At 62.6% G+C, this 13,105-nt stretch carries 12 protein-coding genes; 5 read left to right on the forward strand and 7 right to left on the reverse strand.

Features of this window, described 5'->3' with window-relative positions:
* Positions 1-21: 21 nt before the first annotated feature.
* Positions 22-564 carry a carboxymuconolactone decarboxylase family protein gene (locus AC07TV_RS08585; protein WP_494647976.1) on the reverse strand — a complete coding sequence of 181 codons (543 nt, stop codon included), beginning with the start codon at positions 562-564 and terminating at the stop codon, positions 22-24.
* A gap of 125 nt (positions 565-689) precedes the next feature.
* Here AC07TV_RS08585 and AC07TV_RS08590 point away from each other — a divergent pair, with 125 nt between their 5' ends.
* Complete coding sequence (locus AC07TV_RS08590) at positions 690-1,598, forward strand: LysR family transcriptional regulator (protein ID WP_494647977.1); 909 nt, start codon at positions 690-692, stop codon at positions 1,596-1,598.
* Positions 1,599-1,711: 113 nt separating this feature from the next.
* On the opposite strand, the gene recJ is transcribed toward AC07TV_RS08590, so the two are convergent.
* The 5 genes from recJ to AC07TV_RS08615 all read right to left on the reverse strand — a co-directional run bounded on the left by recJ (position 1,712) and on the right by AC07TV_RS08615 (position 6,122).
* Positions 1,712-3,400 (reverse strand): single-stranded-DNA-specific exonuclease RecJ, encoded by a 1,689-nt coding sequence (recJ, locus tag AC07TV_RS08595; protein ID WP_494647978.1) that lies wholly within the window; start codon positions 3,398-3,400, stop codon positions 1,712-1,714.
* A complete protein-coding gene (locus tag AC07TV_RS08600; RefSeq protein WP_494647979.1) occupies positions 3,397-4,446 on the reverse strand; it encodes a hypothetical protein in 1,050 nt (349 codons plus the stop codon). Before AC07TV_RS08600 ends, recJ begins: the two co-directional genes overlap by 4 nt.
* Before the next feature lie 67 nt (positions 4,447-4,513).
* Positions 4,514-5,356 carry a M48 family metallopeptidase gene (locus AC07TV_RS08605; protein ID WP_494647980.1) on the reverse strand — a complete coding sequence of 281 codons (843 nt, stop codon included), beginning with the start codon at positions 5,354-5,356 and terminating at the stop codon, positions 4,514-4,516.
* Between the two features lie 4 nt (positions 5,357-5,360).
* On the reverse strand, positions 5,361-5,804 hold the full coding sequence (locus tag AC07TV_RS08610; RefSeq protein WP_494647981.1) for a YbjQ family protein: 444 nt from the start codon (positions 5,802-5,804) through the stop codon (positions 5,361-5,363).
* A 3-nt stretch (positions 5,805-5,807) separates the two neighbouring features.
* Positions 5,808-6,122: a YbjQ family protein gene (locus tag AC07TV_RS08615; RefSeq protein WP_310493674.1), complete on the reverse strand. Its 315-nt coding sequence runs from the start codon at positions 6,120-6,122 to the stop codon at positions 5,808-5,810.
* Between the two features lie 85 nt (positions 6,123-6,207).
* Here AC07TV_RS08615 and AC07TV_RS08620 point away from each other — a divergent pair, with 85 nt between their 5' ends.
* From AC07TV_RS08620 to AC07TV_RS08630, 3 genes are all read left to right on the forward strand, one after another.
* Positions 6,208-7,455: a lipoprotein-releasing ABC transporter permease subunit gene (locus AC07TV_RS08620; protein ID WP_310493673.1), complete on the forward strand. Its 1,248-nt coding sequence runs from the start codon at positions 6,208-6,210 to the stop codon at positions 7,453-7,455.
* On the forward strand, positions 7,448-8,122 hold the full coding sequence (gene lolD, locus AC07TV_RS08625) for a lipoprotein-releasing ABC transporter ATP-binding protein LolD (RefSeq protein ID WP_494647982.1): 675 nt from the start codon (positions 7,448-7,450) through the stop codon (positions 8,120-8,122). The genes AC07TV_RS08620 and lolD overlap by 8 nt, the downstream gene beginning before the upstream one ends.
* An 86-nt stretch (positions 8,123-8,208) precedes the next feature.
* Complete coding sequence (locus tag AC07TV_RS08630) at positions 8,209-10,224, forward strand: methyl-accepting chemotaxis protein (RefSeq protein ID WP_494647983.1); 2,016 nt, start codon at positions 8,209-8,211, stop codon at positions 10,222-10,224.
* Here AC07TV_RS08630 and AC07TV_RS08635 read toward each other — a convergent pair.
* Entirely contained in the window at positions 10,202-10,750 is a 549-nt protein-coding gene (locus tag AC07TV_RS08635; RefSeq protein WP_494647984.1) for a DUF2062 domain-containing protein, read from the reverse strand. The two genes, AC07TV_RS08630 and AC07TV_RS08635, sit on opposite strands and share 23 nt — an antisense overlap.
* Positions 10,751-10,767: 17 nt before the next feature.
* Between AC07TV_RS08635 and AC07TV_RS08640 the strand changes: the two genes are divergently transcribed.
* Positions 10,768-13,095: a DNA internalization-related competence protein ComEC/Rec2 gene (locus tag AC07TV_RS08640; RefSeq protein WP_494647985.1), complete on the forward strand. Its 2,328-nt coding sequence runs from the start codon at positions 10,768-10,770 to the stop codon at positions 13,093-13,095.
* Positions 13,096-13,105: the final 10 nt, after the last annotated feature.

Raw genomic sequence — 13,105 nt, forward strand, 5'->3', positions numbered from 1 at the left:
GCTCCGTAAATGTATACCGGTTTATTGGAATGGATGGACGACCGGGAAGTCGATGTCCGTCCGGGCGACGTTATTGACGTAGTTCGTCAGCGTGTTGAGGGCGACCAGCAAAACGATCTCGATGACCTCGGCTTCATTGAAGCCGGCAGCTTTGATCTCCGCCAGGTCGGCGTCGGCAACGTGCCCGCGCGTATCGACGACACGCGTGGCGAAACGCAGGGCGGCGGCGGCCTTGGGGTTGGTCGAGTTGCCACGACGATTGGCTTCGAGTTCGGCGGCGTCGAGCTTGGCCAGATTGCTGCCGAGATAGCTGTGGGCCGACAGGCAATAAGCGCAGCCGTTGAGTTCGGCCACTGCCAGGGCTATCCGCTCGCTGGTCTGGGCGCCAATGCTGCCCTTGCCGAGGGCGCCGTTCAGGCTCAAGTAGCCTTCAAGTGCTGCCGGGCTGTGGCCGACGACTTTCATCAGGTTGGGGACGACGCCGAGTTGGCGCTGGACGGCCTCGAGCAGCGGCAAAGAGGCGGACGGGGTTTGATCTGCTGAGGGAATGCTGATACGTGACATGGAAGTTTTCCTGTTTGATTCACCGTGCTGGTTGCGCAGTGCCTGAAACGCATCTTGCTCGTGTTCGCGAAATAGAAGAATATCCATATTTCGGAATTTATTATTGTAAATATCGGAATATTGAAATGGACCGGCTATATTCGATGGGTGTCTTTGTTGCGGTGGCCGAAGAGGAGAGTTTTGCCGCCGCGGCGCGCCGGCTGAACATGTCGCCGCCCGCTGTGACGCGGACCATTGCGGCGCTGGAAGCGCATCTCGGCGTCAAGCTGTTGACCAGGACGACGCGCTTTGTCCGGGCGACCGATGCCGGTCAGCGCTATCTTGAAAGCGCCCGCCGCATTCTGGCCGAGGCCGACGAGGCCGACGAGGCGGCGGCCGGCGTTCACGCCACGGTGCGTGGCCGATTGGTCGTCACGGCCCCGGTCCTCTTCGGCAGCATGCACGTCATGCCGGGTATCGTCGAATTCCTGGCGCGTTACCCGGAGGTTTCGGTCAGCGCGGTCTATGTCGACCGGGTGGTCAATCTGCTCGAGGAGGGCATCGATGTCGGCGTTCGTATCGGCGACCTACCCGATTCGACGATGCGCGCCGTTCCGGTCGGTTCGGTCCGTCGCGTCATTTGCGCCGCGCCGGACTACCTGGCCCGGCACCCCGAGTTGAGGGAGCCGAGCGATCTGACCGGGCAGACCATCATCTCGGCCAGCGCGGTATCGCCGGGTACCGAATGGCGCCTGGGCGACGGCAAGCATCAATTCAGCGTCAAGCTTCGGCCGCGCCTGACTGTCAGCAACAATGCGGCGGCCATCGAGGCAGCGCTGATGGGCTTTGGCGTGACGCGCCTGATGTCCTACCAGGTGGCGGGCCATCTGGCGACGGGGAAACTGATCCGCTTGTTTGCCGACAACGAGCCGCCGGCGCTGCCCGTCCACATCATTTACCTCGAAGGGCGGCAAGCTTCGGGCAAGGTTCGCGCGTTGGTCGATGTGCTGGTTGAGTGGTTGCGTGGCAATGCTGCCTTGGCCTATCGGGAATAACCTTGCTGCCTTTGGCTAATCCCGCCTGTCCGGCGAGCGGCATGGCGGGATGTCAATTTTGGCCGTTTTTTCCGGTTGACCGTAGCAATGGCGCTGCAAATACCAAATAGCGGTTACTCCAGATGTTCAACCATCAACTGCGGGCTTTCGACGCCCATGTATTCGTTGATGGTCAGCCGGTAGGCGAGGCGGGTGCGAGGGCCGGGCTGGGTGCTGAAATTGAACTGGATGCCGTCGATGCGGGTGTCGCCTTTGCGCAGGCGGAGTTTGAGGTGTTTGTCCTTGAGCACGCGTTGCTGTTCGACCTCGAAATCGTCCATGAACAGCGGTGCCGGGAAGCCTTGGCCCCAGATTTCGTTTTCGAGCAGGCGGGCGGTGGCCAGGGAAATGTAGCTCCCTTCGAGGTTGCCGTCGGTTTCCAGCGTGCGGGTCAGGTCGGCCGGGGCGAGAAGTTCGCCGGCGACTTCGGCGAACAGGGATTTGAATTTTTCGAAATTTTCCGCGTTGACCGTGGCACCGGCTGCCATGGCGTGGCCACCGAAGCGGATGAGCAGGCCGGGGGCGCGTTTGGCGACGAGGTCGAGGGCGTCGCGCAGGTGCAGGCCGGGGATCGAGCGGCCGGAACCCTTGACGATGCCGCCTTCACCGGGGGCGAAGGCGAAGACCGGGCGGTGCAGCTTGTCCTTGATGCGCGAGGCGAGGATGCCGACGACGCCTTCGTGCCAGCTTTCGTCGAAGAGCGCGATGCCGGGCGAAGCCTCGTTGGCGTCGAGCGAGTCGAGCAGGACGAGCGCCTGTTCCTGCATGCCGGATTCGATTTCGCGGCGCTCGCGGTTGAGGGTGTCGAGTTCCTGGGCGATTTGCAGGGCGCGGCTGGGGGCGTCGGTGAGCAGGCATTCGACGCCGAGGCGCATGTCGGCGAGGCGGCCGGCGGCATTGAGGCGCGGGCCGAGGATGAAGCCGAGATCCATCGCCGTGGCCTTCTTCGGATCGCGTCCGGCGGCCTTGAACAGGGCGGCGATGCCGGCCTGCATCTGGCCGGCACGCATGCGCTTGAGGCCCTGGCTGACGAGGATGCGGTTGTTGCGGTCGAGCTTGACGACGTCGGCGACGGTGCCGAGCGCGACGAGGTCGAGCAGGCTGGCGAAATTGGGTTCCGGGCGTTCGGCAAACCAGCCGCGTTCGCGCAGTTCGGCGCGCAGGGCGAGCATGACGTAGAACATGACGCCGACGCCGGCGATGCATTTGGACGGGAAGTCGCAGCCGGGCTGGTTGGGATTGACGATGCAATCGGCCTCGGGCAGCGTTTCAGCCGGCAGGTGGTGGTCGGTGATCAGTGTTGCGATGCCGTGCTGCTGGGCGCGGGCGACGCCTTCGAGGCTGGCGATGCCATTGTCGACGGTGATGATGAGGTCCGGCGACTGCTGTGCAGCGACATCGACGATTTCTGGCGACAAACCGTAGCCGAGCTTGAAGCGGTCGGGTAGCAGGAAATCGACATCGGCGCCAAGCGACTTCAGGGCGCGCATGCCGACGGCTGTGGCGGTGGCGCCGTCGCAGTCGTAGTCGCCGATGATCAGCATTTTCGCTTCGGCTTCGATGGCGTCGGCCAATAGTTGGGCGGCCTCAGTGGCGTTGGTCAGTGCGGTTGGCGGGATCAGCGATTTGAGTTCGTAGTCGAGCTCGGACTTGTCCTTGATGCCACGCGCCGCGTAGAGCCGGGCGAGCAGCGGGTGCAGGCCCTGTTGTTCGAGTTGCCAGACGACGCGTTGCGGCGCGCTGCGGGTGGTGATGTTGGTCACGGGAGTGTTCCTTCGGCCGGAGTTTCGGCCAAATCCTTGGCGATGGTCTGCAGTGAGCGGCTCTTGCGCCAGAATTTCCAGCGGTCCTTGCCGTGCAGGGTCCAGGTCAGCTGGCCGTAGATGGTGGGGGCGACGATGCTCAGGCTTTCGATCTTGCCGCCGAGCGCGGCACGGAGCGGGACGAACCAGTCGCGTTCAAGCGCGGCGAAGGCGTTGCGCCAGTCTTCGCTGTTTTCGTAGAGGACCGGTGGCAGCAAGGTGTCGAGCAGGACCAGCGGCGCGTCGTTCGGCGCCGAGTCGGCGAGCAGTGCGCTCAGGCTGGCCGGGCAGGGCGGGGCCTCGATGCCGGCAGCGAGCGCCAGGCCGGTGGCCAGCGGATTGTCGCTGCACACGGCGGAAAAGTGCGGGGCCGGCACTTCGGCCAGCGGCCCTCCGCCCCACAGCCACACGCTGTTGACGGCCGGCTTGCCTTCGGCCTGACGGCGCTCGTTGATCGGGTGGCCGTGCAGGAACATCTGCACTTCGTTGAGCCAGCGGTTGAGCCGGCCGTTCTTGTCGGTCAGGTCGCTATCGAGGCGACGGCCGGCAATTGTTGAAATTGGGGCAAATTTCTCGTTGACCGTGGAATGCAATTGCAGATACCAGCGGCGGGCGGTGGCGACATGAAATCGCCCGATGTCGGCAAATTCCGAGTTCAGGGCGGCCGTGATGGCCTGCGCTTCTTCCAGTTCGAGTTCGAATGCGCCGGCATCGGCAAGGACAATGCGTTCGTGATGAAAGCGCAGGTGAACCGGGTCGGCGCACAGCCAGTTGCATTCGCTCACCTGCTTTTCGCCCGCTTCGCCGAGCAGGCGCAGGGCGCCGAAAGGTGCGTCGGTCAGCCCGAAGTTGTCGGCCAGGCTGTGTTCGAAAGCCCGGCGCGGCTGGCGCGAAAATTCAGCATGGGCGGCCAGCCATTCAAAGCCGGGGGCAGCCAGTTTTCCGAGGGTCAGTTGGTCGTTCGGTTCGGGCCAGATCAGTTCGGGGACAAGCAGGGTAAGGCGCACGGGGAGGGCTTCAGGCTGGGGAAGCCGGGAGTCTATCATCGGCCGGCAGGCGGCGCCGAATCGCTGGTCAGTCAGCCTTCATGAAACCCGGCAGGGGCGTCGCCGGCGCTTGTTCCGGCTTCGCATGGCGGGCCGAGAATTCGCGAATGCGGGCAATCCGTTGGTCGACGTCGGGATGGGTGTTGAACATCGTCGGAGTATGTGCCGCCGATTGGCGCTCGGCTACCGCCTCGAAAAAGGCTGCGGCGTCACCGACGTGGCCGTAGAGGTCGAGTACCGCTTGCAGCGCGGAGCTGTCGGCGGCTTCTTCCTGGCTGCGGCTGAAGGAAAGGATGGGCAGCATGCCGACACCACCCAGCCATTGCTGCAGTGCGCCATCGCCGAAGCCGGCCAGGCTGGAGAGGGCGAGCACGACGGCGAAGCCGCGGCCCATGGCGACAACCGGGTCGCGGTGGCGGACGTGGGCGATTTCATGGGCCAGGACCATGGCCAGCGCATTTTCGCTGGGCAGGGTATCGATCAGGCCTTGGAAGACGACAACGTGGCCGCCCAGCGTGGCCATCGCATTGACCGTTTGGCTCGACGAGTAATGCACGGTAATCGGCATGTCCGGTGGCAGAGCCATTGCGCTGGCGAGACGGTCGGTCAGGGTTTGCAAATAGTGCTGGCGCTGCTTGGCGACCGCCGAATCAGGTGGCTCCGGAAGCCAGCGGCCGAGGCTGGCCGCCAAGGCCCGTTCCTGTGCGAACGGGATGTGGCGGGCAAGCTGGCCGGCGAGCAGCGACAGGGCCAGCACGGCGACGATGATCAGGGCGCTGATGCCGGCGACGAGCAGGGCGAAATCCTTGAGCGGGTGAGTCGAGCTGACATTGATGCCCTCGGGAATCTGCGGGTTTTCGTATTCGGCCATCTGGTCAGCGCGGCTTGACGGCGGTCCCGTAGGCCAGGACTTCGACCGCGCCGATGCTCTGCTGCGCGCCCTTGTAGATCGACGATGTCTCCAGGCGGGTGTTCCAGACGCTCCTTGCCCCGGTCCGCCGCGCTTCTTCCTTCATGCGCAGGATGGCCTCGCGGCGGGCGCGTTCGAGCAGGGATTCATAGGCACTGACGCGACCGCCGACCAGATTGCGCAGGCCGGCGACGAAGCGTTTGAAGAAATCGACCGAAACGACAACACTGCCGCAGACCAGCGTGCCGTCAAGTTTGTCTTCGTCAGGAATGCGTCGCTCGGAAAAAACCAGGATGTCGCGCAGTTGCTTTTCGCGTTCGATGATCGAACGGAAATGGCTCTTTTCGGCGCGTTGACCGAAGACGTAGCCGAGTAGCAGCAGGACCAGGAAAAGTATCAGGTCGTACATAGCTTATTCCACGACAACGGCGGTGCCGTAGGCGTACAGCTCGGCGGCGCCGGCAGCGACCGATGACGTCGAGAAGCGCACGTTGACAATGGCATTGGCGCCGACTGCTTTGGCTTGATCGATCATCCGCTGCACGGCTTCTTCGCGCGATTCAGTGAGCAATTCGGTATAGCCCTTGAGTTCGCCGCCGAAGATGTTTTTCAGGCCGGCCATCAGGTCGCGGCCGGCGTGTTTGGAGCGCACGGTGTTGCCGCTGACCAGGCCGAGGTGCTTGACGATGGTCTGGCCAGGTACGGTTTCAATATTGGTGACGATCATTGCGAAAGCTTCCTGAACAGGTTGATGGGCCGGCTTTTTCCGGGTGCGTGTACCATAGCGGTTTTGTTGCATTGCGGGAATACCGATGGCATTACCCTACGAGTTGCTGATTGGCCTGCGCTACACGCGCGCCAAGAAACGCAATCACTTCATTTCATTCATTTCACTGATCTCCATGCTCGGCATCGGCCTCGGTGTTGCGGCGCTGATCGTCGTGCTGTCGGTCATGAACGGCTTTCAGAAGGAGTTGCGGACGCGCATTCTCGGCGTCGCCTCGCACATCCAGATCACCGGCATCAACGGCGAGTTGCCGAACTGGCAACTGGTCGCCGAGCAGGCCGCCAAGCACCCCGAAGTCCGGGCCAGCGCGCCGTTTGTCCAGTCGCAGGGGATGTTCAGCGTCGATGGCACGGTCAAGGGCACCATCGTGCGCGGCATCATTCCCGATCAGGAGGACCGCGTTGCCGATTTCCGCAAGACCATCCAGAGCGGCAGCCTCGACGATCTGCGGCCGGGTGAATTCGGTGTCGTGCTGGGTTCCGATCTGGCCCGCTCGCTGCGTGTTTTTACCGGCGATAAGCTGACGCTGATCGCGCCGCAGGGCACGGTGACGCCGGCCGGCGTGATGCCGCGCCTGAAATCCTTCAAGGTGGTTGGCATTTTCGAGGTCGGCATGTTCGAGTACGACTCGGGGCTGGCCCTGATCAATCTCGAAGACGCGCAGAAGCTCTACCAGATGGAGGACCGGGTGACCGGCGTGCGGCTCAAGGTCGACGATCTGTTCCAGGCGCCGCGCATCGCCCGCGAACTGGTCCGCTACATCGATGCCGACGCCTACCTGAGCGACTGGACGAAGAGCCACGCCAATTTCTTCCGCGCCGTGGCGATCGAGAAAAACATGATGTTCATCATCCTCTCGCTGATCGTCGCCGTCGCCGCCTTCAACTTGGTCTCGACGCTGGTCATGGCGGTCACCGACAAGCAGGCCGACATTGCCATCCTGCGCACGCTCGGGGCGCGGCCGTTGTCGATCATGGCGGTCTTCGTCGTGCAGGGCGCGCTGGTCGGCTTCATCGGGCTTGGTCTGGGCATCGTCGGCGGCGTGCTGCTGGCGCTTAATATCGATGTCGTTGTCCCGTTCATCGAGCAGATGCTTGGTGTGCATTTCCTGTCGAAGGAGGTTTACTACATCTCCGACCTGCCGTCCGAGTTGCAATGGGGCGATGTCTGGGGTGTCACGCTGATTGCCTTCGTGCTTGCCTTGCTGGCGACGCTTTACCCCAGTTGGCGGGCTTCCCGCGTTAATCCGGCGGAGGCCCTGCGCTATGAGTGAACCGATTCTGATCTCCCGCGGGCTATCCAAGGTATTTCGTGGCGGCGGGCTCGAAGTGCCTGTGCTCTCCGGCATCGACTTGCAGGTCAATCCCGGCGAAACGGTTGCCGTGGTCGGTGCCTCCGGCTCGGGCAAGAGCACCTTGTTGCACTTGCTGGGCGGGCTGGACACGCCAACGGCCGGTGATGTGACCTTGATGGGCCGCGATTTTTCGTCGCTCGGCGAGGTTGCCCGGGGCGACTGGCGCAACCGGCATCTCGGCTTCGTCTATCAGTTCCACCATCTGCTCGCCGAGTTCTCGGCGCTGGAAAATGTCGCCATGCCCTTGCTGATTCGTCGCATGGAACGAGCTGAAGCGCTGGCCAGAGCGGGCGAGATACTGACTGCCGTCGGCCTCGGCCACCGGGTAGAACATCGACCCGGTGAGCTTTCTGGTGGCGAGCGCCAGCGCGCCGCCATCGCCCGTGCCCTGGTCAGCGATCCTTCATGTTTGCTGGCCGATGAACCAACCGGCAATCTTGATAGTCATACGGCATCTGTCGTTTTTGGCTTGCTGATTGATCGGGTGCGCGAGCAGCAAACCAGCCTGATTGTCGTAACCCACGATCAGCGCCTGGCAGCAAAGGCGGATCGGGTGCTAAATTTGAATGACGGTGTTCTTTGTTAATAGTTTGATAAGTGATAAAATGTAAAGGATGTATTTAATTTAATATTTGGCATGTCGCAAGCGGAGCGACGTTGAGGAGATCCCTAATGCAAGCGCTCTTTTCCCCGGCTGTTGCCCTGATGAACCGGCTCCGTTACAACAGCAAATTCTTGCTGCTCGGCTCGGCGGTTTTGTTTGTCATGCTGGTTCTCCTGTACTCGGTCTTTTCCTTCCTGAGTCGGGATATCGAAACGGCCGAGCAGGAAATGGCCGGGCTGCAGATGATCAAGCCGATCAATAGCCTGGCAAAGGCGATGCAGCAACATCGCGGGTTGTCGTCTGGCGTGCTCAATGGCAACGACGGAATGAAGGACAAGCGGGCCGCCAAGGAAAAAGAGGTGGCTGCGGCCATCGTGGCAACCGATGCGGCGCTCTCGCCGCTGTTGCGCGAAACCGCTGACTGGAGGGCGATTCGTCGGGACTGGGAGACCATTGCCGGGCAAGGGCTGACCTGGACGCCGCCGGAGAATATCAAGCGCCATTCGCAAATGATTGGTAACGTCCTTCAGTTCATGGTGACGGTGGCCGACGAGACGCAAATGACCCTTGATCCGGTCATGGATACCTACTATTTCATGGACACGCTGGTCACCAAGATGCCTGCCATGCTCGAACAGATGGGGATTACGCGGGCGCGTGGCACCGGCCTGTTGACCAAGAAGGAATTGTCGCAGCAGCAGCGTGTCGAGTTTTCGTCAATCCTGGCGCAGATGGAAGGCACGCTGCGCGCCCAGAACATCAATCTGGAAAAGGTGATGCGTTACTCGCCGGCGCTGCAGTCGGCGCTTTCCGGGCCGACCAGGGAATTTTCAGCGGGGGCTGAGAAGATTTTCGCCTTGGTGCGCGACGATATTTTTGGTGAAAAGTATGCGACCGCCCCTCAGGACTATTTTGCGATGACGACGCAGGTCATCGATCTCGGCTACAAGGTCATGTTCGACACGCTGATTCCGCAATTCGAGCATCAATTGCAGAGGCGGATAGATCAGTCGCGCCAGGTGCTGCTGTTTCAGGTCGGGATGGCTGTCGGGATTGCTCTGCTTGTCATGTATCTTGGCATTGGTACCTATTATTCGGTCATCAACAGCGTCGGGGACTTTTCCCGGGGGGCCAGCCGTTTGGCTGATGGTGACCTGACGATCGAGTTCGACACCCATGGGGTCGATGAACTGCATGGCGCCGGCCAGAATTTCAATGGCATGGCAGCGGCCTTCCGCAAATTGCTCGGCGGCATTCAGGGAGATGTTCGGCAACTCAATCAGGCGGCCGAACAACTGGCTTCGTCGAGCCAGCAGATATCGTCGGGCACCGCATCGCAGAGCGATTCGGCTTCGAGCATGGCGGCCGCTGTCGAACAAATGACCGTCGGCATCGATCACATTTCCCGCAATGCGCAGGATGCGCAGATGTACTCGCGCGAATCGGATGAGGTCGCGACGCGCGGTGGCCAGATTGTCCAGGGCGTGGTCAATGAAATTCAGGGCATCGCCCAGACCGTCAATGAATCGGCGGCAGCGGTCGAGGCCCTGGGGCAGCAATCCGGACAGATTTCGGCCATCGTCGGCACGATCAAGGATATTGCCGATCAGACCAATCTGCTGGCACTCAATGCCGCCATCGAGGCGGCGCGTGCTGGCGAGTCGGGGCGTGGTTTTGCCGTGGTGGCCGATGAAGTCAGAAAGCTGGCGGAACGGACGACCAAATCGACGCATGAAATCTCGGCCATGATTTCGGCTGTTCAGTCAGGCACCGCAACGGCGGTATCGAGTATGAAAGAGGGTGTTTCGCGGGTGTCGTCCGGGGTTGAGCAGGCGCGCCTGGCTGGCGAAGCGATTGGCCAGGTTCAGGCCCAGTCACGCCAGGTTCTCAACGCCGTTTCCGAGATTTCCGTGGCCTTGCGCGAACAGGCTGCGGCCAGTACCGAGATCGCCCAGAACGTCGAGCGCATCGCCCAGATGGCCGAGGAAAACAGCGCGGCGGCCAGTGGCAACGCCGATACGTCAGATACGCTGCGCAAGCTGGCGCACGCGTTGACGACGGCTATCGCCCGCTTCCGGACCTGAGTTTCGTCCGGCGCCGCCAGGCGTTGATCAGGTAAACCCGCCACGCCGCGCGCGTGGCGAAATAGCCGATTACCGCCAGTCCGCTGGCGAGCATGATCAGGCCGATGCCCAGTGGCTGGGCGACGGTCAGCATCCAGTTTTGCATCGCGTTCGTCCAGCCGATGAAGTCGGTTGCGCTGAACGCTGGTGGGGTAATGAATCCGTTGCTTTCGCCGATGGTCAGCCGACCGATCTGGTAGGCCAGCAGGTAGAGCGGGACGATGGTGAACGGGTTGGTGTAGAGCGTCATCAGCATTGCCAGCGGCAGATTGACGCGAAATGCCAGCGCGCAGGCGGCGGCACCGAGCATTTGCAATGGGCCGGGAATGAGCCCGCAGAACAGGCCGGCCGCCACCGCGCCGGCTGCCGAATGGCGGTTCAGGTGCCACAGCCGCGGGTGCAGCAGCGATGAGGCAAACGGTCTCAGCCAAGGGTTGTCGCGGATCGTTTGGGGATCGGGCAGGTATTTTTTCAGGGTCCGGCGCATGCCCGTATTATTGCAGGATGCGCCTGAATATTCTCGCCTTCGCCGCCGGCATCCTCGGCGTGCAAATGCAGCCGGAGCTGCCCGGCTGGGCGCTGTGGGCGGCAACTGGCGGGCTGTTGGTGTTGCCCCGGCTGCGCTGGTCGGGCTGGCCGGTTCGTCTTCTGGCGCTGCTCGGCTGTCTGGCCCTCGGGGTGGCATGGGGCGCCTGGCGGGCCGAAGTTCGGCTGGCCGACGAACTCGGTGCCGAATGGGAGGGGCGCGATGTCGAAGTGGTCGGCGTCGTCGCCGGATTGCCGCAGGACTTCAGCAACGGTACGCGTTTCGAATTTGACGTAAATTTCCGGTTGACCGTGGAAACCGTCAAACCCGTCGTTCCCGAGCGGATCATGCTCTCCTGGTATCAGGGACGGCGTGACGATGAGCAATTCGAGCGTCTGCAGGTCCGTCCTGGCGAGCGCTGGCGTTTTACGGTGCGCCTGAAACGCCCGCATGGCAATGCAAATCCCGGCGGCTTCGACTACGAAGCCTGGCTGCTTGAGCGCAATATCCGGGCGACCGGCTACATCCGCCCGAATCCGGCGCAGCGCTTGGACGACATGGTGTGGCGGGGGGATTACGTCATCGAGCGGCTGCGCCATGCCATCCGCGATTCATTTGCCAGCATTCTTCCCGAAGAAAATTACCCGTGGGCCGGGGTTCTCGTGGCACTGGTCATCGGCGACCAGAAGGCGATTCAGGGCGAACTATGGACGACCTTCAACCGGACGGGAACGACGCACCTCATGTCGATTTCCGGCCTGCATGTCACGATGGTCGCCGCGCTGTTCGGCTGGCTCGTGTCGTTTGGCTGGCGACGCGTTCCGGCCTTGGCCTTGCGACTGCCAGCACAAAAGGCTGGGCTCCTCGCCGCTTGCCTGGGAGCACTGGCTTATGCGCTGCTCGCTGGCTTTGCCGTGCCGGCCCAGCGTACGCTCTACATGTTGCTGGTCGCCGCCGCGGCCATGCTTTCCGGGCGCATCGTGGCGCCGAGTCGAATCCTATGCCTGGCCTTGCTTGTCGTGCTGTTGTTCGATCCCTGGGCGGTGTTGGCGGCTGGTTTCTGGCTATCCTTTGGCGCCGTGGGGGCGCTGCTCTACATCGGATCAGCCTCGGTCGGCGAGGCAACTGACCGCTGGGCCAAAATCCGCGCCTGGGGCGTCGTCCAGTGGGCGGCAACGCTTGCTTCGCTGCCCATTCTGCTTCTCGTTTTTCAGCAGTTTTCGCTGGTCTCGCCGCTGGCCAACGCGCTGGCCATTCCGGTGATCAGTTTCATCGTCACGCCGTTGGCGCTGCTCGGGGCGTTGGTGCCATGGTGGCCGATCCTCTGGCTGGCCCATCAGGTCATGGCCTGGCTCATGGTTTTTCTCGACTGGTGCGCCACCTGGCCGGTCTGGCTGGCCCCGGCTCCACCGTTGTGGGCAGCGCTGTCAGCGGGCGTTGGCGTCGCTATCTGCTTGTTGCCACGCGGCTTGCCCGGACGCTGGCTGGGCGCCGTCGTGTTCGTGCCGGCCTTGTTCTGGCCGGTGGAAAAACCGCCCGAGGGCGACGCGTGGATCAGTGTGCTTGATGTCGGACAGGGTCTGGCCAGCATCATCCGGACGCGCGAACACACGCTGATCTACGATCCTGGGCCGCTCTACAGCGCCGAGTCGGATGCCGGGCAGCGGGTCGTCGTGCCGTATTTGCGGGCGCAGGGTATTGGCCATGTTGATATCCTGATGGTGACGCATCGCGATACCGATCACTCGGGTGGAACGGCCTCGGTGCGGGCGGCGCTGGCGGTCGACGAGGTTTATTCGTCAGTCGCCGGTATTGACGGTCAGCACTGCATAGCCGGTCAGCGCTGGGTTTGGGATGACGTGGTTTTCGAGGTGCTGCACCCGGCGGCTGAGGCTTACTCGGCCGACAGCAAGCCGAACCATCTGTCCTGCGTGCTGCGCGTCGAGGCTGGCGGAAAGCGCATGTTGCTGACCTCCGACATCGAAGCGCCCGACGAGGCCGCCTTGCTTGAGCGCTATCCGGACCGGTTGGCGGCTGATGTCCTGCTCATGCCGCACCACGGTTCAAAGACGTCATCGACGCCGGCTTTCCTGCAGGCGGTGGGCGCAACGCAGACTGTCATCCCGGTCGGCTATCGCAATCGTTTCGGCCACCCCAAGTCGGACGTGCTGGCCCGTTACGAGGCGATGGGCACGACTATCTGGCGCACCGACCGCGATGGCGCCGTGCGTATAAAGCTCGGCGAAGGCGGTGCCGCCTTGTCCGGCTGGCGACGTGAACATCATCGTTACTGGCATGGCCGGTGATACATTTGAG

The sequence above is a fragment of the Azonexus sp. GW821-FHT04F04 genome (assembly GCF_059420025.1).